At 72.4% G+C, this 25,955-nt stretch carries 21 protein-coding genes; 13 read left to right on the top strand and 8 right to left on the bottom strand.

What is annotated here, in order from left to right; genetic code table 11:
* Positions 1–94: 94 nt before the first annotated feature.
* A complete protein-coding gene (locus ACI3EY_RS00105; RefSeq protein WP_405038969.1) occupies positions 95–1,099 on the bottom strand; it encodes a substrate-binding domain-containing protein in 1,005 nt (334 codons plus the stop codon).
* A 12-nt stretch (positions 1,100–1,111) separates the two neighbouring features.
* Positions 1,112–2,437, bottom strand: coding sequence for an L-fucose:H+ symporter permease (fucP, locus tag ACI3EY_RS00100; RefSeq protein ID WP_405038968.1), 1,326 nt, complete (start codon positions 2,435–2,437; stop codon positions 1,112–1,114).
* A 125-nt stretch (positions 2,438–2,562) separates the two neighbouring features.
* On the opposite strand from fucP, the gene ACI3EY_RS00095 reads away from it, so the two are divergent.
* The 4 genes from ACI3EY_RS00095 (at position 2,563) to ACI3EY_RS00080 (ending at position 6,010) form a co-directional block, all read left to right on the top strand.
* Entirely contained in the window at positions 2,563–3,363 is an 801-nt protein-coding gene (locus ACI3EY_RS00095; RefSeq protein ID WP_405038967.1) for an SDR family NAD(P)-dependent oxidoreductase, read from the top strand.
* An 84-nt stretch (positions 3,364–3,447) separates the two neighbouring features.
* Entirely contained in the window at positions 3,448–4,593 is a 1,146-nt protein-coding gene (locus tag ACI3EY_RS00090) for an LLM class flavin-dependent oxidoreductase (RefSeq protein WP_405038966.1), read from the top strand.
* 28 nt (positions 4,594–4,621) lie between these two features.
* Entirely contained in the window at positions 4,622–5,272 is a 651-nt protein-coding gene (locus ACI3EY_RS00085) for an FMN reductase (RefSeq protein ID WP_405038965.1), read from the top strand.
* A gap of 21 nt (positions 5,273–5,293) precedes the next feature.
* On the top strand, positions 5,294–6,010 hold the full coding sequence (locus ACI3EY_RS00080; RefSeq protein WP_405036829.1) for a matrixin family metalloprotease: 717 nt from the start codon (positions 5,294–5,296) through the stop codon (positions 6,008–6,010).
* Positions 6,011–6,035: 25 nt separating this feature from the next.
* Here the strand turns inward: ACI3EY_RS00080 and ACI3EY_RS00075 are convergent, their stop codons facing one another.
* Positions 6,036–6,863, bottom strand: coding sequence for a phosphotransferase enzyme family protein (locus tag ACI3EY_RS00075; protein ID WP_405038964.1), 828 nt, complete (start codon positions 6,861–6,863; stop codon positions 6,036–6,038).
* Between the two features lie 738 nt (positions 6,864–7,601).
* Between ACI3EY_RS00075 and ACI3EY_RS00070 the strand changes: the two genes are divergently transcribed.
* On the top strand, positions 7,602–8,510 hold the full coding sequence (locus ACI3EY_RS00070) for a LysR substrate-binding domain-containing protein (protein WP_405038963.1): 909 nt from the start codon (positions 7,602–7,604) through the stop codon (positions 8,508–8,510).
* Between the two features lie 11 nt (positions 8,511–8,521).
* On the opposite strand, the gene ACI3EY_RS00065 is transcribed toward ACI3EY_RS00070, so the two are convergent.
* A complete protein-coding gene (locus ACI3EY_RS00065) occupies positions 8,522–10,192 on the bottom strand; it encodes a D-glucuronyl C5-epimerase family protein (RefSeq protein ID WP_405038962.1) in 1,671 nt (556 codons plus the stop codon).
* A gap of 123 nt (positions 10,193–10,315) precedes the next feature.
* Here ACI3EY_RS00065 and ACI3EY_RS00060 point away from each other — a divergent pair, with 123 nt between their 5' ends.
* Positions 10,316–12,034, top strand: coding sequence for an AMP-binding protein (locus ACI3EY_RS00060; protein WP_405038961.1), 1,719 nt, complete (start codon positions 10,316–10,318; stop codon positions 12,032–12,034).
* Here the strand turns inward: ACI3EY_RS00060 and ACI3EY_RS00055 are convergent.
* Positions 12,024–14,672 carry a DUF4153 domain-containing protein gene (locus ACI3EY_RS00055; protein WP_405038960.1) on the bottom strand — a complete coding sequence of 883 codons (2,649 nt, stop codon included), beginning with the start codon at positions 14,670–14,672 and terminating at the stop codon, positions 12,024–12,026. The two genes, ACI3EY_RS00060 and ACI3EY_RS00055, sit on opposite strands and share 11 nt — an antisense overlap.
* On the bottom strand, positions 14,669–15,370 hold the full coding sequence (locus tag ACI3EY_RS00050) for a response regulator (protein WP_405038959.1): 702 nt from the start codon (positions 15,368–15,370) through the stop codon (positions 14,669–14,671). Before ACI3EY_RS00050 ends, ACI3EY_RS00055 begins: the two co-directional genes overlap by 4 nt.
* A gap of 89 nt (positions 15,371–15,459) precedes the next feature.
* On the opposite strand from ACI3EY_RS00050, the gene ACI3EY_RS00045 reads away from it, so the two are divergent.
* The 3 genes from ACI3EY_RS00045 (at position 15,460) to ACI3EY_RS00035 (ending at position 18,191) form a co-directional block, all read left to right on the top strand.
* Entirely contained in the window at positions 15,460–16,257 is a 798-nt protein-coding gene (locus ACI3EY_RS00045) for a PIG-L deacetylase family protein (protein ID WP_405038958.1), read from the top strand.
* Positions 16,258–16,351: 94 nt separating this feature from the next.
* Positions 16,352–17,590 (top strand): acyl-CoA dehydrogenase family protein, encoded by a 1,239-nt coding sequence (locus ACI3EY_RS00040; RefSeq protein WP_405038957.1) that lies wholly within the window; start codon positions 16,352–16,354, stop codon positions 17,588–17,590.
* Positions 17,591–17,618: 28 nt separating this feature from the next.
* Positions 17,619–18,191: a LiaF domain-containing protein gene (locus ACI3EY_RS00035; protein ID WP_405036820.1), complete on the top strand. Its 573-nt coding sequence runs from the start codon at positions 17,619–17,621 to the stop codon at positions 18,189–18,191.
* 4 nt (positions 18,192–18,195) lie between these two features.
* On the opposite strand, the gene ACI3EY_RS00030 is transcribed toward ACI3EY_RS00035, so the two are convergent.
* On the bottom strand, positions 18,196–19,221 hold the full coding sequence (locus ACI3EY_RS00030) for a saccharopine dehydrogenase (RefSeq protein WP_405036819.1): 1,026 nt from the start codon (positions 19,219–19,221) through the stop codon (positions 18,196–18,198).
* A gap of 131 nt (positions 19,222–19,352) precedes the next feature.
* Here ACI3EY_RS00030 and ACI3EY_RS00025 point away from each other — a divergent pair, with 131 nt between their 5' ends.
* From ACI3EY_RS00025 to ACI3EY_RS00015, 3 genes are read left to right on the top strand one after another with little or no spacing between them, the layout of a single operon-like run.
* Positions 19,353–20,966 carry an SLC13 family permease gene (locus ACI3EY_RS00025; RefSeq protein WP_405038956.1) on the top strand — a complete coding sequence of 538 codons (1,614 nt, stop codon included), beginning with the start codon at positions 19,353–19,355 and terminating at the stop codon, positions 20,964–20,966.
* Between the two features lie 40 nt (positions 20,967–21,006).
* Positions 21,007–22,287 (top strand): MFS transporter, encoded by a 1,281-nt coding sequence (locus ACI3EY_RS00020; RefSeq protein ID WP_405038955.1) that lies wholly within the window; start codon positions 21,007–21,009, stop codon positions 22,285–22,287.
* Position 22,288: 1 nt separating this feature from the next.
* Positions 22,289–23,248, top strand: a complete 960-nt coding sequence (locus ACI3EY_RS00015) for a matrixin family metalloprotease (protein ID WP_405038954.1) — start codon at positions 22,289–22,291, stop codon at positions 23,246–23,248.
* Here ACI3EY_RS00015 and ACI3EY_RS00010 read toward each other — a convergent pair whose 3' ends face one another.
* A complete protein-coding gene (locus tag ACI3EY_RS00010; protein ID WP_405038953.1) occupies positions 23,249–24,400 on the bottom strand; it encodes a MalY/PatB family protein in 1,152 nt (383 codons plus the stop codon).
* A gap of 90 nt (positions 24,401–24,490) precedes the next feature.
* Between ACI3EY_RS00010 and ACI3EY_RS00005 the strand changes: the two genes are divergently transcribed.
* Positions 24,491–25,732: a glycoside hydrolase family 32 protein gene (locus ACI3EY_RS00005; RefSeq protein ID WP_405038952.1), complete on the top strand. Its 1,242-nt coding sequence runs from the start codon at positions 24,491–24,493 to the stop codon at positions 25,730–25,732.
* Positions 25,733–25,955 lie beyond the last annotated feature (223 nt).

The following is a 25,955-nucleotide window of genomic DNA, read 5'->3' as shown; positions in this document are numbered from 1 at the left end:
CGGCAACCCCCGCGACACGATGGCCTTCCCCGCGACCCGCGGCGCCGCCGTCGTCGCCTGGCCCACCCGCCTGACCCAGCGCTGAGTCCCCGGCTCAGGATCCCCAGCAGGTCCTGATCCCGAACTCCACCCGCCGCGACTCCACCCCCGGTGCCGGCTGGTCGCTGACCAGCTCACTGCCGGTGTCCAGGTACCCGCTCGGAGCCTGTCCGTCCCGCACCGCGGTCACCACCGCCCGGACCCCCTCGCGGGCCATGTTCTGCGGGTACTGGGTCGCGGTGGCGTCGATGTCACCGGGGCGCACCGCCTCCCGCATCGCCCGGCAGCCACCGTCGATCGAGACCACCACCACCTGGTCCAGGTCCACCTCCGCCTCCGCGAGCGCGGCCAGTGCACCGAGCGCGGCCGGCTCGTTCACGGTGTAGACCACGTTCACGTCCGGGTGCTCGTCCAGCACCCGGGTCATCAGCACCGCCGCGTCGTCCCGGTCGCCCTCGGTGTCGACGGACGCGACCACCGCGGGGTCGTCCTCGGCCAGCCCGAAGCCCTCCAGGAAGCCTGCCCGGCGCAGCTCGCCGGAGCTGATGCCCGGTGCCAGGTCCAGGGTGACCACCTGCGGCTCCAGTCCGAGCTCGGCCACCTTCGCGGCGGCATACTCCCCGACCGAGCGGCCGGCCCGCTCGTTGTCGGTGGCGAAGAAGGCGTCCACCCCGTCCTCGGACGCCGGAGGGGTGTCCAGCGCGATGACCAGCACCCCGGCCGCCCGCGCCTCCTCGATGACCGGTGCCAACGCCTCGGGGTCCGTCGGGGTGATCAGGATCCCGTCGACCCCGTCGGCCACCATGTCCCGGACCGCGGTCTCCTGGGAGGCGACGTCGGTGTCGCTGGTGCCGGTCGCCGTGGTCAGGGTGGCGTCCAGCTCGTCCGCGGTCGCCTGGGCGACGTCCTTCATGGTCACCCAGTACGGGTTCTCCTCCTGCTTGGTGATCAGCCCCACCGAGACCGGCTCCTCCGTCTCGGTCGTGCAGCCGGCCAGGCCGACCCCGGAGAGCAGGGCGAGGACGAGGCCGAGGTGTGCGGGCCGCGTGGGTATGCGCATGGCGACCACCTCTCAGGCCTGGACCGGCGCGGCGGGGGCGCCGATCGGCGGCCGGGTGTTGCGCAGGTCGAAGACCGCGTAGGCCGCCACCAGCGCCAGGCAGATCCCGGGGACCAGGTAGCCGGCCGCCGAGCCCGCGGTGTCCATCACGGCCGCGTGCACCATCGGCACCAGCGCACCGCCGAGGATGGCCATGACCAGGCCGGCCGACCCGAACTTGGCGTCCGGTCCGAGGCCCTGCAGGGCCATCCCGTAGATGGTGGGGAACATCAGCGACAGGGCCGCGGAGATGGACACCACCGCGATCAGCCCGACGATGTTGAGGGCGAACATCGAGGTCAGGCAGCAGGCGACCCCGAAGACCGCCATCACCAGCAGCAGCACCGCGGGCCGGAAGATGCCCAGCAGGTAGGTCATCACGAACCGCGAGACGAGGAAGATGATGAGGCTCGCCTGCAGCCACCACCCCGCCTCGCCCGCGGAGGTGCCGACGACGTCCTGGGCGTAGAGGATGGTGAACGTCCACACGCAGGTCTGCGCGGCGACGTTGAAGAACTGGGCCATCACCCCGTAGCGGTAGTGCCGGTTGGCCCAGAGCCGGGCGAACGTTCCACCGCTGCCGCTGGTGAGGTCGACCGCCTCCGGGGTGCGGGGCAGCTCCATCCGGCGGAACGCGATCAGCAGCCAGATGAGCACCAGCACCGCCGCGATGACGAGGTAGGGGCGCAGCACCAGGCCGAGGTCGGCGCTCTGGCTGGCGAGCAGCTCGCTCTCGCTCATGATCGTCTTGCTCTCCTCCGGCGTCAGGCCGGGGAGGATGAGGACGGCCCCCATGAGCACGCCGATGTTGGCGCCCACCGGGTTGAACGACTGCGCCAGGTTGAGGCGCTGGGTGGCGCTCGCCTCCTCGCCCATGCCGATCACGAAGGGGTTGGCCGAGGTCTCCAGGATGGACAGGCCCGCCGCCAGCACGAAGAGGGCCAGCAGGAACATCTCGTAGGCGAGCAGCTGGCTGGCCGGGATGAAGAGGAACCCACCCACGGCGGCGAGGCCCAGCCCCACCAGCACCCCGGCCTTGAAGCCGTAGCGGGCGTTGATGAAGGCGGCCGGGACCGCCAGCAGGAAGTAGGCGCCGTAGTAGGCGAACTGCACCAGCGAGGACTGGAGGTTCGACATGTCGAAGATGCCGCGGAAGACGCCGACGAGGATGTCGGTCAGGTTCGCCGCCATCCCCCAGGCGGCGAAGCACAGGATCAGCAGGACGAACGGGACCCGCAGGTGGCGGGACACCAGGGGCGCTGCGCGCTGGTCGGTGTCCACCGGTGTCGTCGTCGCCATCGCGCCCCCTCGTTGACGCCACGTCAGCGTGGGTCGTTGGGGGGAGCGTAGCCCACCGGAGGACGGTCGACTACCCTGATCGGTCGCCCACTCTCGAGGAGGCTGCCATCCAGATCACCCATCAGGTGTTCGTCGTCACCGGCGCCGGCAACGGGATCGGTCGCGAGGTCACCCTGGAGCTGCTCCGGCGGGGTGCGCGCGTCGCCGCGGTGGACCTGCGGCCGGAGTCGTTGGCGACGACCGCGGAGCTGGCCTCGGCCGGGCACCGGCTGTCCGTGCATACCCTCGACCTCACCGACCGGGAGGCCGTCATCCGGCTCCCCGAGCAGGTGGCCGATCAGCACGGGCACCTGGACGGGCTGATCAACGTCGCCGGGATCATCCAGCGCTTCGTGCCGTTCACCCGGATCCCGTACGAGGAGATGGCGCGCGTCGTCGACGTGAACCTGTGGGGCACCCTGCACGCGACCAAGGCCTGCCTGCCGTACCTGCTGGAGCGCCCGCAGGCGTGCCTGGTCAACATCTCCAGCGTCGGCGGCCTGCTGCCGCTGCCCGGGCAGACCGTCTACGGCGCCAGCAAGGCCGCCATCAAGCTGTTCACCGAGGGGTTGTATGCCGAGCTGCGCCGGACCGCGGTGTCGGTGAGCCTCGTCCTCCCCGGCGCGGTGCGCACCGAGATCGCCGCCAACTCCGGGGTCGGTGCCCGGCACGGCGCCGAGGCGCTCGCCCCGCGGCCGCGCGGGGTCCCGTTCCGTGCGCTGTCCCCCGCCCGGGTGGCCCGCACCATTGTCGACCAGGCGGTCGCCGAGGGGCGGTACCGGGTGACCGTGGGGGCCGACTCGGCGGTGCTGGACCGGCTCAGCCGGCTCTCCCCGCAACGCGCCACCGAGCTGGTGTCCCGCAAGGTCGCGGACCTGCTGGGCTGAATGTCCTGGCCGCGGCCCTCCGGAATACCGGGCGCGCTCCTGCGTTGATATAGTTGATTCGTCAATCAACCTCAGGAGAGTCTGATGCAGTTCGGGATCTTCAGCGTCGGCGATCTCACGCCGGACCCCACCACCGGTCGCACGCCCGCCGAGGGCGAGCGGATCGCCGCCATGACCGAGTACGCGCTCAAGGCCGAGGAGGTGGGCCTGGACGTCTTCGCCACCGGTCAGCACCACAACCCTCCGTTCATCTCGTCCGCGCCGACCACGCACCTGGCCTACATCGCCGCGCAGACCCAGCACCTGCTGCTGTCGACGGCGACGACGCTGATCACGACCACGGACCCGGTCCGGATCGCCGAGGACTACGCCTTCCTGCAGCACCTCTCCGGCGGCCGCGTCGACCTGATGATGGGTCGGGGCAACACCGGTCCGGTGTACCCGTGGTTCGGCAAGGACATCCGGCAGGGTGTCCCGCTGGCGGTGGAGAACTACCACCTGCTGCGCCGGCTGTGGCGCGAGGACGTCGTCGACTGGCAGGGGAAGTTCCGCACGCCGTTGCAGGGCTTCACGGCCACCCCACGGCCGTTGGAGGACACCCCGCCGTTCGTGTGGCACGGCTCGATCCGCTCGACCGAGATCGCCGAGCAGGCCGCGTACTACGGCGACGGCTTCTTCCACAACAACATCTTCTGGAACATCGAGCACACGGCCCAGATGGTGGACCTCTACCGTCGCCGCTTCGAGCACTACGGGCACGGCTCGGCCGACCAGGCGATCGTCGGGCTCGGTGGGCAGGTCTTCATGGCCGGCTCTGAGGCCGAGGCCAAGCGGGCTTTCCGGCCCTACTTCGACGAGGCCCCGGTCTACGGCCACGGCCCGTCCCTGGAGGAGTTCACCCGCCTCACCCCGCTGACCGTGGGCACACCGGAGATGGTCATCGAGCGCACGCTCGGGTTCGCCGACGCGGTCGGTGACTACCAGCGCCAGCTGTTCCTGATGGACCACGCCGGGCTGCCCAAGGACGTCGTCCTGGAGCAGATCGAGATCCTCGGCCGCGAGGTCGTGCCGGTGCTGCGCCGCGAGTTCGAGGCGCGCCGGCCGGCGCACGTGCCGAGCGACCCGCCTACCCACGCGAGCCTGTCCGCGCAGGGCGTCTCCTCGCCGCACCGGATGGTGGTCCCGTCGCGACCGGTCCCGGTCCCGGCGGCCTCGTCCGTCTCCGCCTGAGCGCACCGCACCCCTGGAAGGAGGCAGCATGACCCGTCGCATCGTCGTCCTCACCGCAGGGCTGTCGCAGCCCAGCTCGACCCGGCTGCTCGCCGATCGGCTCGCCCACGCCACCGTGACCCAGGTCAGCGCCCGGGGCGAGGCGGCCGAGGTCGAGGTCGTCGAGCTGCGTGAGCTGGCCCACGACCTGGCCACCACCATGACCACCGGCGGTGTCCCCACCGCCGCGGTCGAGCGGGCCAAGCAGCTGGTGGCCGGCGCCGACGGCCTGATCGCGGTGACCCCGGTCTTCGCGGCCAGCTACTCCGGGCTCTTCAAGATGTTCGTGGACGTGCTCGATCCGGAGGCGGTCGCGGGTATGCCGGTGCTGGTCGCGGCGACCGCCGGCACCGCTCGCCACCAGCTGGTGCTGGACCACGCGATGCGGCCGCTGTTCAGCTACCTGCGGGCAGCCGTGGTGCCCACCGGGGTCTTCGCCGCGACGGAGGACTTCGGTGGTCCCGGCGGGCTGGACCTGGAGGCGCGCACCACCCGCGCAGCCGCCGAGCTCGCCGCGGCGGTGGTCTCGGTGGGGGTCTCGACGACCGGTCCGTCGGATCCCTCCCGGGACGAGGATGCCGGTCCGACCCCCGCGTCGGAGGGCGGCTTCGAGGCGCTGCTCGCCCAGCTGGGCCGGTGACCGCGTGACAGTCTGGTCGGCGTGAGCGGACGGCGAGGCGGTGGATGCACCAGCGTGCTGAGCATGCTGCTCGTCCTGGGGCTGGTGATCAGCATGGTCGTCTACCTCTCGCCGGCGCTCGACCTGGGCAACGTCCGGCGCACCGTCGCCGCGGACCCGATGGACGGTGTCCCCGGGTCGGGCGGGGAGGGCTACTCGTTCATGCAGGTCGCCGGTGACGGCGATCCGGTGACCTGGGGCTGCGAGGAACGGATCGAGGTCGTGGTGAACCCGCAGGGCGCGCCCGAGGGGTATGCCGCCATGGTCGAGAGCGCCGTGCGTCAGGTCAACGAGGCGTCCTCCTTCTCCTTCGCGGTGACCGGGGAGACGGAGGACCGGGAGTTCCTCGACCGTGGACGTGGGCCGGTGCTCATCGGCTGGGCCGACGAGCAGGAGGTGCCCGAGCTGGAGGGCCTCACCGCCGGTCTCGGTGGTGCCACCTACGTGTCCGGGCCTGGGGGCGCCGCCCGGGCCGTCGGCGGGATGGTGGTCATCGACACCGAGTCGCAGGGTGGCGGTTGGTTCAGCAGGGGCATCGACCAGGAGGTCGTGCTGGTGCACGAGCTCATCCACGTGCTCGGGCTGGGGCATACCGAGCAGACCGACCAGCTGATGGCAGCGGAGAACGGCGGCCAGGACCAGCTCGGCGCCGGCGACCTGGCGGGTCTGGCCGCGCTCGAGGACGCCGCCTGCGGCTGACCGTCCGTAGGGCGCTGCCGCTCGCTCATCCGGCCAGGGCGTCGCTCAGCATCTGCAGACCGTGCCGCTCGAACGGTTCGTCACCCACCTGGTGTGCCCAGGCGGCCGTCCCGACCGCCTCCGCGAGCTGGGTGTCCGGCCACCAGTAGGTGGCGCGAGGATCCTGTCCGTAGCCGGCGAAGAAGGCGGCCTCCAGATCCGGGCGGTCACGCCAGGCCCCGGCCTCGAGGCGGGCCAGATCTGTCGCCGCGGGTCGCCAGGCCGCCCGTCCGAAGTCGATGAGGCTGATCCGGCCACGGTGCACGAGCCAGTTGCGGGGCGAGAGGTCGCCGTGAGTGGGGACGAGGGTCACCCGTTCCACGCGGGCCCTGGCCAGCCGTTCCTGGATCAGATCCACCTGTTCGGGAGGGATCCGGTGAGGCTGGTCCAACCATCGCGCCGCCCGGTCCCGCTGCTCCGCCAGCCACCCCTCGTCCGGCCTGCTCGCCTGCCCGTGCCAGCGACCGAGCAGCTCCCCGGCCTGGCGGTAGGTCTCGGGCTGCACCTCAGCGGCGTGACCCTCCACCAGATGGCCGGGCAGCCAGGTGGTGACCAGCACCGACGAGGCCCGGTCCGCGTGCAGCAGTCGAGGGGCGCGGTCCGGCCGCAGCGGGGCGGTGAAGTGCTCATGCGCGTCGATCTCCCGGCCGATGTGGTGGTTGTCCGGGCCGCCGGCCTTCACGGTCAGCTCCTGGCCCTGGTGACGGACCTGCAGGACGGTGGTGTCGACGAGGCCCCAGGCATGGTCGGCGACGACCTCGGCGCCCGGCAGCCATCCGTCGACCACGGCCTGCTGTCGGGAGGAGAGAGGCATCCGCCGATGCTAGACCGGACGTCCCGAAGTGCCGACCGGGCGTCCCGAGATGCCCGACCGAGCGTCCCGACATGCCCGACCGAGCGTCCCGACATGCCCGACCGGGCGTCTCGTCGTGCCACCTCCACACGCAGAAAGAACCGCCACCCGGTGTCCGGGGGCGGTCCTTGCTGGAGGCGTCGGGGTCAGCCGCGCAGGTGCTCGATCGGGCGCCAGCTGCGACCGATCTCGAGGATCACGTGGGTGGTGCTGCGGAAAGCCTTGGTGAGAGCGGTCATGATGGCCACCTTTCTTCAGATCGGGGACTGACAACATCAATGTTGACATCCCGAAAAGATAAGCACAACCGGACATTTCTGAGACGTACCTATCAGCATCACTACATGGTCTGACGAGACCACCGGCGGGCTCGACCACGGCGTCCGGCGCTCCCGCCCGGCCGTCCCGCGATGTCGCTCAGGGTCTGCCCCACATCACCCTGACCAGCAGAAAGGACCGCCACCCGGTGTCCGGGGGCGGTCCTTGCTGGAGGCGTCGGGGTCAGCCGCGCAGGTGCTCGATCGGGCGCCAGCTGCGACCGATCTCGAGGATCACGTGGGTGCTGCTGCGGAAAGCCTTGGTGAGAGCGGTCATGATGGCCACCTTTCTTCAGGTCGGGGACTGACAACATCAATGTTGACATCCCGCAAAGATAAGCACAACCGGATATTACTGAGACGTACCTGTAAGGTGTGCTGCATGTTCTCCCCCGAGCACCTGGTCAGTCTCAAGGCCGTCGTCGAGGAGGGGACCCTGCTGGCCGCGGCCGACCGGCTGGGCCTCACCGCCTCCGCCATCAGCCAGCAGCTCACACGCCTGCAGCAGGAGGCCGGACAGCCGGTGCTGGTGCGCCGCGGACGCAACGTGGTGCCCACCGACGCGGCAGCGGTCCTGGTCCGGATGGCCTCACAGGTCGAGCAGCTGGACGAGTCCGCCCGGGCCGAGCTCGAGCTGCTCACCAGCAAGGTCTCCGGACCGCTGCGGATCTCCTCCTTCCCGACGGCGGTGGTGGGTCTGCTGGCGCCGGTCCTGCCGGTGCTCCGCGAGCTCCACCCGCAGCTGCGGCCCTCCGTGCGTGAGCTGACCCCGGAGGCGTCGCTGGCGGCGCTGCGCCGCGGCGAGGTCGACCTCTCGGTGGTGCACGACTGGACCGACCACCACATGACCCTGCCTTTCGGCCTGACCCCCCTCGAGCTCGGTCACGACGTCGTCGACCTCATCGCCCAGCACGACCACGGGCTCAAGGTCGGGCGCAACGGCCGGGTCGACCTGGACGACCTGGGCGGGCTGGACTGGGTGGACGACTCCCCGGGTGTCTTCAGCGACTGGCTGCTGTCCGCGCTGCACCTGCGCAGCCTCGACTACCGGATCGCAGCGATGGCCGACACCTTCCCCAGCAAGATCGCCCTGGTGGCGGCGGGCGCCGCCGTCGGGCTGATGCCCCGTCTGGGTCGACCGGACCTGCCGGACACCGTGGTCGCGCTGCCGCTGCGTGATCCCCCGACCCGCCGGATCATGCTGGTGCACCGCGACTCCAGCGAGCGTCGCCCGGCAGTGACTTCGGTGGTCCGGGAGATCCGCCGGGTCTGGGCAGCCGGCTCCGACTAGCCACCACCCGGTCAGCCGGAGTTCTCCCCGGCCCGGTCCAGGAGCAGGACCTCGGGCCGCTCCGCGATCCACCAGTCCCCGTCCTCGCGCAGGTCGACGTGCCACGCGGTGGCGCCGTGCACCACCGCCGAGCGGTCGCTGGCGAGCGCGTCCCCGGGGCGCAGCGTCACGGTGCGCACCTCGAGCCCGCCGTCCCCGTCGGGCCGGAACGCCTCGACGGCCAGCTCCTCCCGGACCCCCAGCAGCACCGCCGGCTCGTAGGTGTGCTCGGCGACCGGGTCCAGCGCGTAGGCGTTGCCGGGCTCCTCCGGCACCCACCAGCCCTCGTGCTCGCCCTCGGCCAGCCGCAGCACCACCGGTCCGTCGGGCACCCGGGACCGGCGGTCGAAGGCGACGTCGACGGTCTGCTCCAGCCCCAGCGGTCGTGTCTCCAGGATCTGCATGGTCCGGTCCGAGGGGTGTGGGGCCTGATCGTCGACGCGGTAGGCCGACCAGGCGTCCGGGGTCAGCCTGGCCGTGCCGTCCGGGGTGTTGTGGTGCGGGTGGTCGGCGCGCAGGAGGGCGGCGCGCTCCACCCATACCGGGTCCCGGGACATCCGGTGCAGCTGCAGGAACTGGGTCTGGTGGTAGCGGTGGTAGGTCGGCGCCTGGCCGTGCAGCCAGACCGAGTAGCGGCTGTAGCCGCCGGGCTCGCGGAACGTCGGCATCGCCGTCCGCTCCAGCGTGTGCAGCGCACCGCGCCACAGCCACTCGGCGTCCTCGTGGTCCCGGTCGTGCATCATCCAGAAGTCCCACAGCCCGAACATCGCCCACATCTGCCCGTTCAGCACCCGCTCGCTGGCCATCTCGGGGTAGCGCGGGTACTCCTCCAGCCACAGGTGCCCGTCGTCGTCCACGAAGGAGACGAACATCCCCTCACCGTCAGGGGCCTGCAGGAAGGCGGCGAAGGCCCCCTCGGCGGCCTCCTGCCACCGCTGCTCCCCGGTGACCTCGTGCAGCCGCGCGAAGACCGACAGCGCCTGCCCGGTCGCCATCCCCGACACCCACGGCGCCTCGAGGGCACCGGCCCCGCCGTCGTGGCGGTGCAGGTCGAAGTCGAAGTCGTAGGGGAAGTACCAGGCACCGTCGATCGTCTCGTGTCCCTCGACGATGCGTTCCGCGTTCGCCACCGCCACGTCCAGGTATGCCGGGTCGCCGCTGAGCCGGTACGACTCGAGCGCAGTGAGCGCGTACTGCGCCTGCGAGATCGGGTGGTCGTACACCTCCTCGGACCCCCAGGTGATCCGGAACTGGCGCACCCCCTCCTCGTCCACCCGGCCGTAGGGGACCTCCACGACCTCACCGCTCTGGTAGGGACGGAACCCCGGGGGTATGCCGTGCATCCGCCGGTCCGAGAGGCCGAACCCCTCGATCCGCTCCCGGGGCCGGTCGACCAGCAGCGGGGTGCGGGTCGTCGTGCTCGCCGGGTCGGGGCCACGGGTGGCCCGCACCTGCGCGGGCATCGGGAGGTCGGCGCGCGGGACCAGGGCCGCCTCGGGGGAGGCAGACACCGAGCTGGCGGCCTGCCCAGGCGCGGTGTCCGGGTCGCCGCCCGGCAGGGCCCAGCCGACGACGAGGGCGGTCAGGGTCCCGGCCGTCAGCACGGCGGCGGCGCGACGTCGTCGTACGCGTGCGGACGGCACCGGCGCCTCACCCCTCACTGATCTGCTCCTCGACGTTAACGCAGGTGTGCACGGCCGTGCGGGCGCACACGCCGGGGCCGGGGTGGGCTGACAGACGAGCGGTCCCGGGTGTAGGGATGGGGGATGACGACGACGTCGGCCACGCAGGCCTACCGACAGGCACGGGACCAGCTCCTCCACCTCTACGGCGAGCCCGCGCGGGCCCGTGCGGAGTTCACCTACCCGGACGTGGGTGAGCGCTTCAACTGGGCGGTCGACTGGTTCGACGCCGTCGCGCGGGGCAACGACCGTCCCGCCCTGGTCGTGGTGGCGGCCGACGGCACCGACCGGACGTACTCCTTCGACGAGATGGCCACCCGGTCCGACCAGGTGGCCACGCTGCTGGCGGGCCTGGGCGTCGGCCGCGGGGACAGCGTCGTCGTGATGCTCGGCAACCAGGTCGAGCTGTGGGACACCATGCTGGCCGTGATGAAGCTGGGGGCGGTCATCATGCCGACCACGACCGCGGCCGGGCCGGCGGACCTGCGGGACCGTCTCGACCGTGGGGGCGCCAGAGCGGTGGTGGCAGACGCCGGGGAGGTCGACTCCTTCGACGAGGTCCCCGGTGACTACCTCCGGGTGAGCATCGGGGAGGCGCCCGGGTGGACCGACCTGCGGACGGCATACGCGAGCGAGCCCCCGACCGGAGGGTTGCCGCACCCGGGCACCTCGCCCGGTGACCGGCTGCTGCTCTACTTCACCTCGGGCACCACGAACCGGCCCAAGCTCGTCGAGCACACCCAGGTCAGCTACCCGGTCGGCCACCTCTCGACCATGTTCTGGCTCGGCCTGCACCCCGGCGACGTGCACCTGAACATCTCCTCCCCGGGCTGGGCCAAGCACGCCTGGAGCTGCTTCTTCGCGCCGTGGATCGCGGAGGCGACGATCGTCGTCTACGCCTACGAACGCTTCGAGCCGGATGCGCTGCTGCGGGTCCTGCGCTCGCACCGGGTGACGTCCTTCTGCGCGCCGCCGACCGTGTGGCGGATGCTCATCAACGCGGACCTGTCGGGAGGTCCCGGCGCCCTGCGCGAGGTGATCGGGGCCGGCGAACCGCTCAACCCGGAGGTCATCGCCCAGGTTCAGCGCCAGTGGGGGCTCACCCTGCGCGACGGCTACGGCCAGACCGAGACCACCGCGCAGATCGGCAACTGCCCCGGCGAGCGCGTGCGTCCCGGCTCGATGGGTATGCCGCTGCCCGGGGTGCCCTCGGTGCTCGTCCCGGTGGGTGGCCGGGAGGCGCTCGACGGGCCGGGGGAGGGGGAGATCTGCCTGGACCTCTCGGCCTCCCCGGTGTCACTGATGACCGGGTACCAGGGCGACGACGCCCGCAACGACGAGGCGATGGCGGACGGTTTTTACCACACCGGGGACGTCGCCGAGCGGGACGAGAGCGGGATGATCACCTATGTCGGCCGGACCGACGACGTCTTCAAGGCGAGCGACTACAAGATCAGCCCGTTCGAGCTCGAGTCGGTGCTGATCGAGCACCCGGCGGTGGCGGAGGCAGCCGTGGTGCCCGCACCGGACGAGCTGCGGCTGGCGGTGCCCAAGGCCTACGTGGCGCTGGTGGCCGGGCACGAGCCGACGCAGGAGACCGCCTTCTCCATCCTGCGGCACGCCCGCGAGCACCTGCAGCCCTGGCAGCGGGTGCGCCGGCTGGAGTTCTTCGAGCTGCCCAAGACGATCAGCGGCAAGATCCGCCGCGTCGAGCTCCGGGAACGTGAGGAGGGCCTGGCCGGCGCTGGGACGCGCGAGCCCACGGAGTGGCGGGACAGCGACCTGCCCGAGCTCAAGGGGTGACCGGTAGCTCGACCGGACAGTCGCCGCCGGCCAAGGCCGGGACGGTGCTCCCCTCGACGCTGAGCAGGGTCGAGCCCCCGGCCCGCTCGGCCCGGACCCGGCCCAGGTTCCAGCTCAGCGGGTCCTCGACCAGCTCGTCGTCGACGCGCCAGCCGACGGCGCAGTCGCCCAGATCTTGCGGGAGCCGTTCGCGGATCGTCGGGACCGCGTCGGCTCCGAGCGTGCTGAGATAGCCCAGGTCGAGGCGACCGGTCTCCTCGTAGCGCTCGATGTTGCGGGCGGCGACCCACCCCTCGGGGTTGGCCAGCCCGAGCGCCAGCAGCATCGCCGCACCGGTGAGCAACCCGGCGCGGGGCAGCCACGCACCACGCAGCCGGACCAGGGACACCAGGACCAGCACGATCAGCAGGCCCAGCCAGAGCTCGAAGGCGTCTACCAGCACCCGCAGCACGGTGAACCCGTAGGCCTCCTGGTAGACCCACATCCGCGCCAGCGCCGAGGCGACGACGACCAGGGTCAGCAGGCACAGGGCACCGAGCACCACCTGCAGCAGCCGTCGGTCGCGCGGCGTCTCCCGCGCCGCCCGTCGGGAGGCGAGCGCCACCGTGAGCAGGGTGAGGGCGGTGGCGACGGTGAGCTGGCCGAAGCCCTGGTGGACCGACTCCGCATACGTCACACCGGTGGTGCGTCGGACGAACTCATGCCCACCCCACAGCGCCGCCCCCTGCGCGGCGATGAAGACGACGAAGGTGGCGATGACGACACCGACCGGCACCAGCCACTCCCAGGCGTGGGTGACACGGCGCGCCTCGGGGAGCCGGACGAGGTCGACGCGGGGCGGGTTCAGCGCGAGGTAGCAGCAGGCGAGCACCACGCCACCGACCACGAACCAGGTGAAGGTGCGCAGCACCAGCGACTCGGCGATGTCCACCTCGGGCAGCAGGGTGGACGCCCAGGCGCCGACGACGGCGTCACCGGAGGCGAAGAGGCCGCCGAAGACGACGAGAGCCACCAGCGAGACCGCGGCGGTCCGCAGCACCGGCCAGAGGAGGGTATGCCGTGAGGTGGAGCTGAGGGTGCGCCCCAGCAACGGCAGGCCACGTACCCCGCTGAGCACCCATGAGGCCGCTCCGGAGAGGATCGCCGGCAGGCCGAGGGCTCCGGTGAGCGCGGTGGTGACCAGCAGTGCCGCGGTCAGCAGGGCGAGGACGCCGATCCACTCCGCCGCGCGCAGCATCAGCAGGGCGCCGAGCCCGACGCACAGCACCACGCAGGCGCGGGTCCACCGGGTGCCGCGATGGCGGGAGAGGCCCAGCACCAGGGACCCCGCGGCGAGCAGCACGAGGACGTAGGCAAGACCGATGCCGCGGTAGGGGAGCAGTACCGCGGCCGCTGCCCCGAGGGCCACCGACGACCAGAGCGCGACCGGTGCGGTGGTCAGCCCGCGCTCGGGCCAGAACCGCCCGAAGAGCGTGTCCACGACCGACGGGGTGGGAATCGCAAGGGTCACGGGGCTCGCCGTCCTGGACGCAACGGCGTGTGGGGTATGCGGCGCGTGCGGGGTGGGCAGTGCCGCCGCGGCACCCGCCACCCGCTCGTCGTCGGGTCGCAGCGGCAGCTCAGCCCGGACCCTGGCGCCGGGTCGGTCGTCCTCGACCGCGGTCACGGTGCCGCCGTGCAGCTCGCAGACCCATCGGACGATGGCCAGCCCCAGGCCGGTGCCCCCGCTGCTGTCGTCGCCGACACCGAAGCGGGCGAAGAGCTGCTCGGACCGGCCGGGCGGGAAGCCCGGTCCCTGGTCCTGGACCGTCAACGACCAGCGGCGGTCGGCCAGTGCCTCGGCGTGCACCTCGACCCGGCCCCCGGCCGGGCTGTGGCGCACCGCGTTGTCCACCAGGTTGGTCACGACCTGTGCCAGCCGGCCGGCGTCCGCGTGGACCTCCAGGTCCGGCGGGACGACGTCCACCGTCACGGCGACGTCCCGCCCGGTCGCCGCTGCGCCGGCCCGGGCCTCGTCGACGGCCTGCCCGAGGACGTCCGTGACCCGCACCGGGGTGAGGTCCAACCGGGTGGCGCCGGCCTCGACCCTGCTGAGGTCGAGCAGGTCGCTGACCAGGGCGCTCAACCGCTCGGACTGGTCCAGCGCACCTTGCAGGGCGGTGTCGTCCGGGGTGATGACCCCGTCGACGAGGTTCTCCAGCAGCGCCCGCTGCGCGGCCAGCGGTGTGCGCAGCTCGTGCGAGACCGTCGCCAGCAGCTCGCGCCGCTGCTGGTCGGCCCCCTCCAGGTCGGCGGCCATCGTGTTGAAGGCCACGCCCAGCGTGCCTACCTCGTCGCCGGAGGTGGCGGTGACCCGCGTCGAGTAGTCACCGCCGGCCATCCGCCCGGCCGCAGCGGTCATCTCCCGCAGCGGCGAGGTCATCCCACGGGCCAGCCACTGGGTGACCCCGAGGGCCGCCGCGACGGTGACCGGGACGGTCAGCCACCCGCTCACGCCGGCGCGGACCCCGACCTGCTGGACCACCACGGCGGCCAGGATGCTGACCGCGACCAGCAACCCGATCTTGACCTTGACGGAGCCGATCCGGTCCAACGGCCGCTCACCCACCGAACCCGAGCCCGGGCTCGCTGGTCTCACCGGGCCACCTCCAGCGCGTAGCCGACGCCGTGCACGGTGCGGACCCGCCGCGCGCCGATCTTGGCCCGCAGCGCGCGGACGTGGCTGTCCAGGGTGCGGGTGCCGTGCGCGTCGGCCCAGCCCCACACCTGGGTCATCAGGGCGTCCCTGCCGCGGACGGTGCCGGGCTCCTCGGCCAGGGCCACCAGCAGGTCGAACTCGAGCGGGGTGAGGTGCACGTCGTCGTCGGCGACCCGGATCCGGCGGGCGGCACGGTCGACCTCGAGGTCACCGATTACCATCAGCGGGACCCGGGCGTCGGCCATCTCTGCGGCGCGGTCCACCCGGCGCAGCAGGGATCGGACCCGCGCGACCACCTCCCGCATCCGGAACGGCTTGGTGACGTAGTCGTCGGCTCCGGCGGCGAGGCCGACCAGGATGTCGGTCTCGTCCGTGCGTGCGGTGAGCATGAGGATCGGGACGGGGGAGTGCGCCTGGAGCCGACGGCATACCTCCAGGCCGTCGAGCCCGGGGAGCATGAGGTCGAGGACGACCACGTCCGGGACCAGGTGCTCCGCCTGCTGCAGGGCCGTCGGACCGTCGAAGGCCCGGGCCACCGTGAAGCCCTCGGCGGTGAGCCGGTCGTGCAACGCCTGGTTGATCGTCGGGTCGTCCTCGACCACCAGCACGGTGCGGCTGCGGTCCTGGGTCTGCCTCATGGATCGAGCGTAGGTCGGGGGTGCTGCAGGGTGGGTCGGGCAGATGTGGAGGTTGTGTGAATGTCGGTGGTCGGCTCTAGCGTGAGCCCGTGAGCACGATCCTCTTCCTGCACGCCCATCCCGACGACGAGGCGAGCCAGACCTCCGGCACCATGCGGCTGGCCGCCGACGCGGGTCACCGGGTGGTCTGCGTCTACGCGACCGACGGCGACCACGGGAGCGTCCCCGACGACCTGCGCGAGGGGGAGACGGTGGTGGACCGACGCCGGGCGGAGGCCCAGGCGTCGGCCACCGTGCTCGGGACGGCCAGGGTGGCCTGGCTGGGGTATGCCGACTCCGGGATGACCGGGTGGGAGCAGAACGCGCACGAACGGTCCCTGCACGGGGCCGACGTCGGCGAGGCCGCCCGACGCCTGGTCGCGATCCTGGACGAGGAGGACGTCGACGTGCTGGTCGGCTATGACTGGCACGGCGGCTACGGCCACCCCGACCACGTCAAGGTCCACCACGTCGCGCACCGGGCCGCCGTGCTCGCGGCCCGGACCCCGCGGCTGCTCGAGGCCACCATGAACCGTGACCACATGCGCCGGCTCTACCTCGCTGCCCAGGAGGCGGGCGTGCCGCCGGAGGAGCTGGACTGGGACCCGGACTCCCCGGCCGACGACGGCAACCCCTTCGGGACCCCGGAGGCGGAGCTGCACTGGCACGTGGACGTGCGCCCGGTGCTGACCGCGAAGCGGGCGGCGCTCGCCGCGCACGCCAGCCAGGAGGACGTGGGCTGGATGTTGTCGATGCCGCAGGAGCAGTTCGCCGCGATCTTCGGCGACGAGTGGCTCATCGAGCCGGGCCGGCCCGACGGGCTGACCGTGGGCCACCCGCTGGACTGACCCCCGCCCGCCTCGCCCGCCCTCCCGACCCCGCGGGTCGAGTCCGGGTGAGGGGTCGCAGGGACCGCCCAGCCTCGCGACATACCCTGGTGGGGTGAGCGACGACGCACCCCGGCCCATGTCCGACGCCGACCGTGGGCTGCCCGACGGCGCCGACCTGGGACTGGCGCGAGGCACCGACTTCTTCGGTCTGGACGACCTGCTCAGCGACACCGAGCGCGGGCTGCGCGACGGGCTGCGTGCCTGGTGCGACACCGAGGTGGTGCCTCGCGCGCACGAGTGGTGGGAGGCGGCCCGCTTCCCCGCGGAGCTGGTGCCGGGGCTCGCCGCGACCCGGGTGGCGGGGGCCGCGATCCAGGGGTACGGCTGCGCCGGGGTGTCCCCGGTGGCCGAGGGCATGATGTGTGCCGAGCTGGCGCGTGGGGACGGGTCGGTGGCAACCTTCAACGCGGTCCACTCCGGCCTGGCGATGACCTCGGTCCACCTGCTCGGCTCCGACGATCAGCGCGAACGCTGGCTGCCGTCGATGGCTCGGCTGGAGACGATCGGGGCGGTGGCGCTGACCGAGCCCACCCACGGTTCGGACGTGGTCAGCCTGGAGACGACGGCGCGCCGGGACGGCGACCACTGGGTGCTGGACGGCGCCAAGCGCTGGATCGGCAACGGCTCGATCGCCGACCTGGTCGTGGTCTGGGCGCGTGACGAGGACGGTGACGTCGGCGGCTTCGTCGTCGAGGGCGCGCAGCAGGCGGCCGGCTGGGACGCGACCGTCATCGAGGGCAAGGTGAGCAACCGCGGCGTGCTGCAGGCCCACATCCGCCTGGACGGCGTGCGGGTGCCGGTCGGGCACCGCCTGGCGGGGGCGCGCACCTTCGCCGACACCAACAAGGTGCTGGCTCGGTCCCGTCAGACGGTCGCCTGGGAGGCCCTCGGGCATGCGGTCGCGGCCTACGAGGGCGCCCTGACGTATGCCCTGCGCCGCGAGCAGTTCGGTCGGCCGCTGGCCAAGAACCAGCTGATCCAGGACGACCTGGCGCGGATGGTCACCCAGATCACCGCGATGCAGCTGATGTGCACCCGGATGTCGCAGCTGGAGGAGCAGGGCCGCTGCACCATCGAGCACGCGGCGATGACCAAGCTGCACACCACCACCGCGGCCCGCGAGGTGGTGGCCACCGCCCGGGACATGCTCGGTGGCAACGGCATCCTGCTGGACCACCACGTGGGACGGCACTTCGCGGACCTGGAGGCGGTCTACACCTACGAGGGCAGCCGCACCGTGCAGTCGCTGCTGGTGGGTCGCTCCGTCACCGGCGTGAGCGCCTTCCGCTGACCCACCCCGGACGGCCTAGGGTGTCCCCATGGGGATGACGCCGCACGACCCGTCCGCCGAGGGCCCGAGCGAGGTGCCGCCGGAGTGGCAGCCGCAGCTGCCCCAGCCGGGCAGCCGGCCGGCGCCACGGGAGGACGTGCCGCAGGACTGGCGCGGTTCCGGTATGCCGTCGGTCCCCGCCGCCGGCCCGGCGCCCGTGCGGGCGCCCACCCAGTCGGTCGTCGCCTTCTTCGGGGACGTCGTCCGCACGGGGCCGTGGACCGCCGCCGTGGAGACCTCGACGATGCAGCTCTTCGGGGACGTGAAGCTGGACCTGCGCCAGGTGCTGCAGCCGGGCGAGACCCTGCAGGTCACCGCTTACAGCATGTTCGGCGACATCCGGATCGCGGTGCCGCCGGGGACCCGGGTCGACATCGAGGGCCTCAACATGCTCGGCGACACCCAGCACGACATCGCCCCGGAGGCCCAGCAGCCGGGGGAGAACGGCGCCCGCGTGGTGCTGCGCGCCTACAGCGTCTTCGGTGACGTCCGGATCCGCACCATGCCGCAGGTGCTGCACGGCAAGCAGCCCCGCGGCTGGCGCTGGCTCGGGGGCGGCTGAGCGATCAGGGCACGTGCCGGCGGAACCACTCCAGGCTCGCGGCCCACGGACCCTTCCGCTCGACCAGGTCGGCCAGCAGCGGGGTGAGCTCGGAGGAGAAGCTGATCGAGGACTCCAGCGGCAGCAGCGAGGGCAGGTTGTCGATCGCGATGACCTCCAGCGGCTCCTGCTCGGTGCCCACCTGCCGCACCGGGTCGTCCCAGGTGGTGATCTCGGTGTTGATCGGCAGCAGGTTGTTCTCGGAGGTGACGTCGCAGGTCACGTCGCCCACCGTCCGCAGCCGGCGCGGGGAGGAGACGTCCTCGCGGGACACGAAGGGCTCCCGCCGGACGTTGCTGAAGACGCAGTTGACGAGGATGTCGTGGTCGAGCAGCACGGCCTTGTCCAGGCGCTCGGTGTCGACCCGGTCCCACCGGGTCACCGCGCAGCCGGCCAGCTCCAGGGCCTCCACGGCCCCCTGACCGGAACGCCCGCGGGCACCGATCACCAGGGCGCGCTCCGGCTCGCCGACCAGCGAGCTCTGCAACCGGGCGTCGAGCTCGTCCCGGGACATCGGGCTGACGCCGCCGCCGAGGTCGCTGCGGTGCCGCAGCACCGAGAGCGCGGCCCCGACGTAGCCCGCCCAGAAACCGAAGGCGACGACCCGCTTGCCGTCGACGGTCAGGTACTCCACGTCGAGCAGCTCGCCGCCCCCGCGACGGAACCGGTCGAGGGTCTGCTCGGCGCCCTCCTGGCCCTTGTAGGCGTGCGCGAAGTACACGTGGCTGTGCGCGAGGTCGGCGGGCTCCTCCGGGAGCTCCTTGATGCCGACCACCACGGCGCCCTCCGGGGCGTCCCCCCACGAGCCGTAGGGGGCGACCGAGCACCCGGCGGCGACGAACTCCTCGAGCGGGATGATCCGGGTCGGCGAGTCCTCCACGGTGATGGCGAAGCCCTGGTCGATCAGGGTGGCGGCGTCGGCAGGCACGATGGGCACGCGCTGCTCCGTGGGTCGGGCCTCGGCGCGGATCCACAGGTGCGGTCTGGTCATGCACCCAGGGTATGTCGCCCGGGCACCCCCTCCCGTCCGCGCCCCGTGTCCCCCGTCCGGAGAGCGAGATACGGCTTCCGAGGGTGACGTTGGGTTACCTTTGGCCGAACACATCGTCGTGGAAGGTAGTGATGAGCGGTCAGGTCGTGAGGGAACAAGGCGAGTTCGACACCGAGCCCGAGGACCGCGAGCCACCACGCTCCGCCGGTCGCACGTGGGCCTTCCGGATCGGCGGGCTGGCGCTGGCCGCGCTGGTCTACCTGCTGCTGGGCAGCGCGGAGATGTCCGGGGACGCCCGCTTCGTCGCCGCCATCGCGACCCTGATGGCGGTCTGGTGGATGACGGAGGCGATGCCGCTCGCGGCCACCTCGTTGCTGCCGATCGTGCTCATCCCCCCGCTCACCGAGCTGTCCGTGGCCGAGGCCACGGCGCCCTACGCCAACCCGATCGTCTTCCTCTTCCTCGGTGGCTTCCTCATCGCCATCGCGATGCAGAAGTGGAACCTGCACCGGCGGATCGCGCTGCTCACGCTGCGCCGGGTGGGGACCCACCCGCGCCGGATCATCCTCGGGATGATGATCTCCACCGCGTTCCTGTCGATGTGGGTCTCCAACACGGCGACCACGCTGATGATGCTGCCGATCGCGATCTCGGTGCTGGCCCTGGTGGTCGAGAACAGCAAGCGCGGCGTCATGGCCGGTGGCGGGGGCGACGACATCCAGGACGAGCTGGCACAGGGCAAGGCGGTCAGCGACGTCGTCGACGACAAGGACGTGCGGATCTTCGGTGTCGCGCTGCTGCTGTCGATTGCGTGGGCGGCCTCCATCGGCGGTCTGGGCACCCTGCTGGGCAGCCCGCCCAACGCGATCGTGGCCGGCTACGTCAGCACCGAGCTGGACCAGGAGATCGGCTTCGCCCAGTGGATGATGCTGGGCGTCCCGATCGTCGTGGTCTTCATCGGGGTGGCCTGGTTGCTCATCACCCGGCTGATCTTCCGGTTCCACCTGGACGAGATCCCCGGCGGTCGCCAGCTCATCACCGAGGAGATCGACCAGCTCGGTCCGATGAGCCAGGGCGAGAAGGTCGTGCTCTCCGTGTTCTGCTCCGCCGCGTTCCTGTGGATCGTGCCGGGCCTGCTCGTCAACATCCCCTACCTGGAGGCGAACGCCGCCTGGCTGGGGAACCTGGACGACACCGCGATCGCCATCGCCGCCGGCGTCGCCCTCTTCCTCATCCCCGGGGACCGGCAGGGTCGGATGACCATCGACTGGAACGACGCCGAGGAGGGACTGCCCTGGGGCGTCCTGCTGCTCTTCGGCGGTGGCCTGAGCCTGGCCGCGGCCGTGGCCGGCACCGGCCTGGACGAGTGGTTCGGCACCCAGGTGACCGCGCTCGGCACCCTGCCGATCGTGCTGCTCCTGCTGGCGGTCGTGCTGCTCGTGCTGTTCCTCACCGAGGTGACCAGCAACACCGCCACCGCGGCCACCTTCATCCCCGTGCTCGGTGGTGTGGCGCTCGGGATCGGGGTCGACCCGATGGCCCTGCTGATCCCCGCCGCGCTGGCCGCGACGTGCGCCTTCATGCTGCCGGTCGGCACCCCGCCGAACGCCATCGTCTTCGGCACCGGTGCGGTGAAGATCCAGGAGATGGCCCGTGGTGGCATCGTGCTGAACATCGTCGGTGCCATCCTCATCACCCTCTTCACCGTGCTGATCGGCCCGTTCGCGCTGGGGATCGTCCTCTAGCCGGAACGTCCGTGGGGATGCGCAGGAGTACCCTCGTCAGGTGACGAGCCACGGCCACCCTCCTGGGCGCCGGCGCTCCGGACGGCTGATGGTCGGTGCCTCGGCCATCACCACGCTGGGGGCCATCCCACCTTTCCTGATCGGGGCGCAGGCGGTCGAGATCCGCGACGACCTGGGCTTCGGTCTGGGCGGCTTCGGTGTCGCCGTCAGCCTGTTCTTCGCGACGGCGGCGGTCGCCACGGTGGCGACGTCCGGGGTGGTGGACCGGATGGGTCGACGGCGGCTGCTGGCGGCGGCCGGGACCCTGGTCGCCCTCGGGGGCGCCGCGATGGGCACCCTGGTCGTCGGCTGGTGGTCCCTGCTGCTGGTGATGATGGTGCTGGGCCTGGGGAACGCAGCCTGCCAGGCGACCGCGAACCTGCTCATGGCCCGCGCCCTGCCGCCCGGCCGGAGGGGCCTCGGCTTCGGGGTGAAGCAGTCGGCGGTGCCGCTGGCCATCATGCTCGGTGGCCTGGCGGTGCCGACCACGGGCGAGATCTGGGGCTGGCGCTCCACCTTCCTGATCACCGCCACCCTCGGCCTCCTGGTGGTCGTGCTGGCGGCGCTCACCGGGCGCCGTCGTCCGGCGGGCGCCACCCCGGTCGCGGTGGAGGTGGACCTCTTCGACGTGCCGCCGACGCTCCCGCTGCTGCTCGCGGCGCTCGCCATCACGTTCGCCAGCGCGGCCGCCAACTTCGTCGGGGCCTTCGCCGCGTCCTGGGGCTTCGAGGTGGGGATGACCCCGTCCCAGACCGGGCTGCTGATGGCCGCCGGCTCGGGCGGGTCGATCGTGGTGCGCATCTTCTCGGGCTGGCGGGCCGACCACCGGCACGGCGCCAACCTGCCGGTGGTGGCGGCCCAGATGTGGGTCGGCGCCGCGGCCTGCCTGGGGCTGGTCGTCCAGGCCGAGTGGGCGGTCTGGGTCTTCGGCCTGCTGGCGTTCAGCATCGGCTGGTCCTGGCCCGGGCTGCTGCTGTATGCCGTGGCGAGGCTCGGCCGGGACAACCCGGCCAAGGCGTCCGGCGCGATCCAGGCCGGGGCCTTCGCCGGTGGGGCGCTCGGACCGCTGCTGCTGGGTGGGCTGTCGGCGACCGCCGGCTTCCCGGTCACCTGGGCGGTGGCCTCGGGCTGCTTCCTGGTCGCCGGGGTGCTGATCCTGCTGTCGCGTCGCCTGTTCGTCGCCGACCTGGTGGCACGCCCGCCGCGGGAGCCCTTCACCTACGGCCGGGTCAAGGTCACCGGCCCCACCTCTTCCCGGCCCGGGCCGGGCCGGGAGGACTGACATGTTCGACGAGCTCGCGCGCCGTCGCCGGGCGCGGGAGATGGAGCGGCGGCTGCAGGAGCTGGACCGCTGGGACGAGCTCTACGGGGTCGGGTCGACCCCACCCGTCCCGTCCGCCGGGCGGGGGCGCCGCGGAGGCCGCCGCGGGCCCCGGCGTCGGGGACGTCGTGGCCTGCCGGTCGGGTGGCTCCTGGTGGCGGGTGTGGTGGTCGGGGGACTGGCCTTCCCGGAACGGTCGATGGCACTGCTGGGGCAGGCGGGTGACCTGGTCTCCGGGGTGCGCGAGCTCGCGCAGGGCGGTGGCGACGGGGGCCCGGCCATCAGCTTCGGCACGGACGTCGGTGCCCGCTCCACCGAGTCGCTGTGGGAGCCGCCGGGCGGGGACCGGGTGCTGCCGCCGGTCGCCGTCACCGGCGAGGGGGAGCACGAGTTCCTGTCGGTCCAGCCGGGCACCGGGGAACCGGTCGGGTTCTCCCCCTGCGGGGTGATCGAGGTGGAGGTGAACCCCGACGGTGCGCCGCAGGCATACCCGGAGCTGGTGTCCGGGTCCCTGGCCCGGCTCTCTGCGGCGAGCGGGCTGTCGCTGCAGCTGACCGGGACCTCGGAGGCACGCTTCGACGACCCGCGTGCGCCCGGTGACCCGGTGCTGGTCTCCTGGGCCGACGAGCAGGAGATGCCCGAGCTGGCCGGCACGGTGGCCGGCTACGGGGGACCGCTCATCGTCACCGACGGGGTCACCGGCGAACGCTGGCTCTCCAGCGGTGCCGCGGTGATCGACCGGGACGGCGTGCCCGAGGGCTCGGTCGGCGCGGTGCTCGACCACGAGCTGGGGCACGTCCTCGGTCTCGGCCACGTCGATGCGCCGGAGGAGCTGATGGCCCCGATGTTCGCCGGGCAGGAGGGCTTCGGTGCCGGCGACCTCGAGGGCCTGGCCCGGCTGGGCGCGATCGACTGCCCCTGATCAGGTCAGCGCGGAGGCCATCCGGCGGACCGCCTCGGCCATCAGCTCCTCGCTGGTCCCGATGTTGAGCCGGGCGAAGCCCGCGCCGGTGGCCCCGAAGTCCGGGCCCGCGGAGAGCAGCACCCGGCCGCGCTCCAGGAACGTGCGGGCCGGGTCGTCACCCAGCCCGAGCCGGCGGCAGTCGAGCCACGCGAGGTAGGAGGCGTGCCCCGGGGTGAAGCCGACCTCGGGCAGCTGCTCGGCCAGCAGGTCGGACAGCTGGGCCGTGCGCCGTTCCAGCTCCTGCAGGGTGCCCTCCAGCCAGTCCCGGCTGTCCGCGTAGGCGGCGACCGCCGCGTACTGGCCCAGGATGCTCGGGGACCAGTCGGCCGGCGCCAGCCGTTGCGGCCACCGTCCCGGCACCGCGGTGACGCCCACGGCCAGCTTGAGCCCGGCGATGTTCCACGCCTTCGACGGCGAGTGCAGGGCGATGCCGACCTCTCGGGCGGTGTCGCTGACGGTCAGGAAGGGCACGAACGGGCGGGGGCTGCCCGGGTGCACCAGGGGGGCGTGGATCTCGTCGGAGATCACCACCGCGTCGTGCGCGGCGGCCAGCTCGGCGACCGCCGCCAGCTCCTCGCGACTGTAGACGTAGCCGAGCGGGTTGTGCGGGGTGCACAGCAGGACGACCCGGGCGCCGGACTCGAGCGCCCGCTGCATACCGTCCAGGTCGAGGCGTCCGCCGGCGGCGACGTCGAGCATCGGCACCTCGAGGGGCTGCAGGTCCAGGGAGGCCAGCCAGGGGTAGAACGAGAGGTAGACCGGCGGGTTGATGATGACCTGGTCACCAGGGGAGGTCAACGCCCGCAACGTCTCCCTGGCGGCCTGGCCGACGTCGGCGAAGGTGCGGGTCTGGCCGGGGGTGCCCTGCGTCTCCCAGCCCCAGGTGTCGCGCGCGAAGCCGGCGAAGGCGTCCACCACCGGGGCGGGGTCACCGGCATACCCGAGGTCGTCCCGGTCGACCGCGGCGTGCAGCGCCTCCCGGATGGCGGGGGCGGTGCGCACATCCATCTCCGCGGTCCACGCCGGCAGCACGTCGTCCGGCACCCGGCTCCACTTCGCGCTCCGGTGGGTGCGCATGTCCGCCAGGCTCAGGTCGAAGGGGGTGCTCATGGTGACCAGCCTGCCACGCGCCCACCGCGGTGGATCCGGGTAGTCCTGGCAGCACATACCCACCGCGGTGCGAGGTGCCAGGATGCTGCCATGACCGATCACCCCGGGGCCACGGCATACCATCTGCGACCCGTCAGCGGCTGGCTCAACGACCCCAACGGGATGATCTTCCACGAGGGCCGCTGGCACGTGTTCTTCCAGCACAACCCGCGGGAGGCACGGCACGACCGGATCGCCTGGGGGCACGCGAGCAGCAGCGACCTGGTGACCTGGACCGACCATCCCGTCGCCTTCGGGCCCACCCCGCAGGGCCCGGACCACCACGGCTGCTGGTCCGGGGTGGTGGTCGTGGACGAGGAGGGTCCGGCCGCGCTCTACTCGGGGATCGCGACCGACGACGGCACCAGCACGGTATGCCTGCGCCGGGGCGACGCCGACCTGGTCACCTGGGGGCCGCCCACCGTGGTGGCGCCGACCCCGGACGTGGACGGGGTGTCGGTGATGCGTGACCCCTTCGTCTTCCGCCACGGCGGCCGCCGGTTCGCGCTGCTGGGTGCCGGCCTGGAGGACGGGACCCCCGCGGTGCTGCTGTTCTCCTGCGACGACCTCCTGGCCTGGGAGTACCGCGGGGTGTGGTTGAGTGCCGCCGACCCCGTGCTGTCCCGGGCCCTGCCGGCCGATGTCTGGGAGTGCCCGCAGCTGGCGGTGCGGGACGGTCGGGCGGCCCTCGTGCTTTCGCTGCACGACGCGGGCGTGCTCGGGCAGGTGGTCGCCTGCGCGGGGGAGGTCGTCGACGACGGCGGCCTGCCACGGTTCGTGCCGCAGGAGGTCGGCGTGCTGGACACGGGGACGGACTTCTACGCCCCGCAGCTGGCGGGCGACGATGGCGAGGGCGCTGGGTGGTGGCTGATGGGCTGGGTGCGCGACGAGCACCCGGACCTGACGGCCACCGACCACGCAGGATGCCTGACCCTGCCGCGGCGGCTGCTGCTCGGCGACGAGGGTGGTGGTCGTGCGGGGGGCGTCCCCCGTCTGGTCGTGGACCCTGCCGTCCCCCGTGCGCTGGTGACCGGTGAGCCTGCCCCGGTGCGGGGGCTGCTGAGCGGCAGGTGGCAGGTGGACGTCGGGCCGGCGGGGGCGGTGCTGCGGCACGGGACGCTGGGGTCCCGGGCGGTAGCCGCCGGGACCCGGCTCTTCGTGGACGGGCCGGTGCTGGAGATCTATCCACCGGGGGAGGCGCCGGCCACGTTCCGGCACCCGGAGCCGTGGGCTGTCGAGGGGGACGCCGTGGCGCGGGAGGTGCTGACTTCGGCGAGAGGAAGGAGGGTGTAGAGAAATGTTCTCGAACACTTGTACTATATGCGGTCCGGGTGTACGATTGCTGTAGAACACCAGTTCTAGTCAACGAAGTGTTGGGGGGTGGATGGTGTGGGTGCGGTAGCGGTGCAGGAGTCGGGGTCGGCGGAGTCGGGTGCGTTGGCGGTGCTGGGGGTGTTGGGGGCTGCGCGGGCGGGGATGGAGGCGCGGGTGATCGAGGCGACGCGGGTGGTGGTCG

The organism is Serinicoccus shuyuelongi (assembly GCF_045032955.1).
Lineage (GTDB): Bacteria > Actinomycetota > Actinomycetes > Actinomycetales > Dermatophilaceae > Ornithinicoccus.
Note: the sequence above shows the minus strand (reverse complement) of the source record. Positions and strands in the feature narration are given on the sequence as shown.

Coding starts and splice junctions, on each gene's coding strand:
- ACI3EY_RS00025 (WP_405038956.1), top strand. CDS start 19,353: ATGAGCGGTCAGGTCGTGAGGGAACAAGGCGAGTTCGACACCGAGCCC.
- ACI3EY_RS00050 (WP_405038959.1), bottom strand. CDS start 15,370: ATGAGGCAGACCCAGGACCGCAGCCGCACCGTGCTGGTGGTCGAGGAC.
- ACI3EY_RS00105 (WP_405038969.1), bottom strand. CDS start 1,099: ATGCGCATACCCACGCGGCCCGCACACCTCGGCCTCGTCCTCGCCCTG.
- ACI3EY_RS00010 (WP_405038953.1), bottom strand. CDS start 24,400: ATGAGCACCCCCTTCGACCTGAGCCTGGCGGACATGCGCACCCACCGG.
- ACI3EY_RS00005 (WP_405038952.1), top strand. CDS start 24,491: ATGACCGATCACCCCGGGGCCACGGCATACCATCTGCGACCCGTCAGC.
- ACI3EY_RS00070 (WP_405038963.1), top strand. CDS start 7,602: ATGTTCTCCCCCGAGCACCTGGTCAGTCTCAAGGCCGTCGTCGAGGAG.
- ACI3EY_RS00060 (WP_405038961.1), top strand. CDS start 10,316: ATGACGACGACGTCGGCCACGCAGGCCTACCGACAGGCACGGGACCAG.
- ACI3EY_RS00015 (WP_405038954.1), top strand. CDS start 22,289: ATGTTCGACGAGCTCGCGCGCCGTCGCCGGGCGCGGGAGATGGAGCGG.
- fucP (WP_405038968.1), bottom strand. CDS start 2,437: ATGGCGACGACGACACCGGTGGACACCGACCAGCGCGCAGCGCCCCTG.
- ACI3EY_RS00085 (WP_405038965.1), top strand. CDS start 4,622: ATGACCCGTCGCATCGTCGTCCTCACCGCAGGGCTGTCGCAGCCCAGC.
- ACI3EY_RS00090 (WP_405038966.1), top strand. CDS start 3,448: ATGCAGTTCGGGATCTTCAGCGTCGGCGATCTCACGCCGGACCCCACC.
- ACI3EY_RS00035 (WP_405036820.1), top strand. CDS start 17,619: ATGGGGATGACGCCGCACGACCCGTCCGCCGAGGGCCCGAGCGAGGTG.
- ACI3EY_RS00075 (WP_405038964.1), bottom strand. CDS start 6,863: ATGCCTCTCTCCTCCCGACAGCAGGCCGTGGTCGACGGATGGCTGCCG.
- ACI3EY_RS00030 (WP_405036819.1), bottom strand. CDS start 19,221: ATGACCAGACCGCACCTGTGGATCCGCGCCGAGGCCCGACCCACGGAG.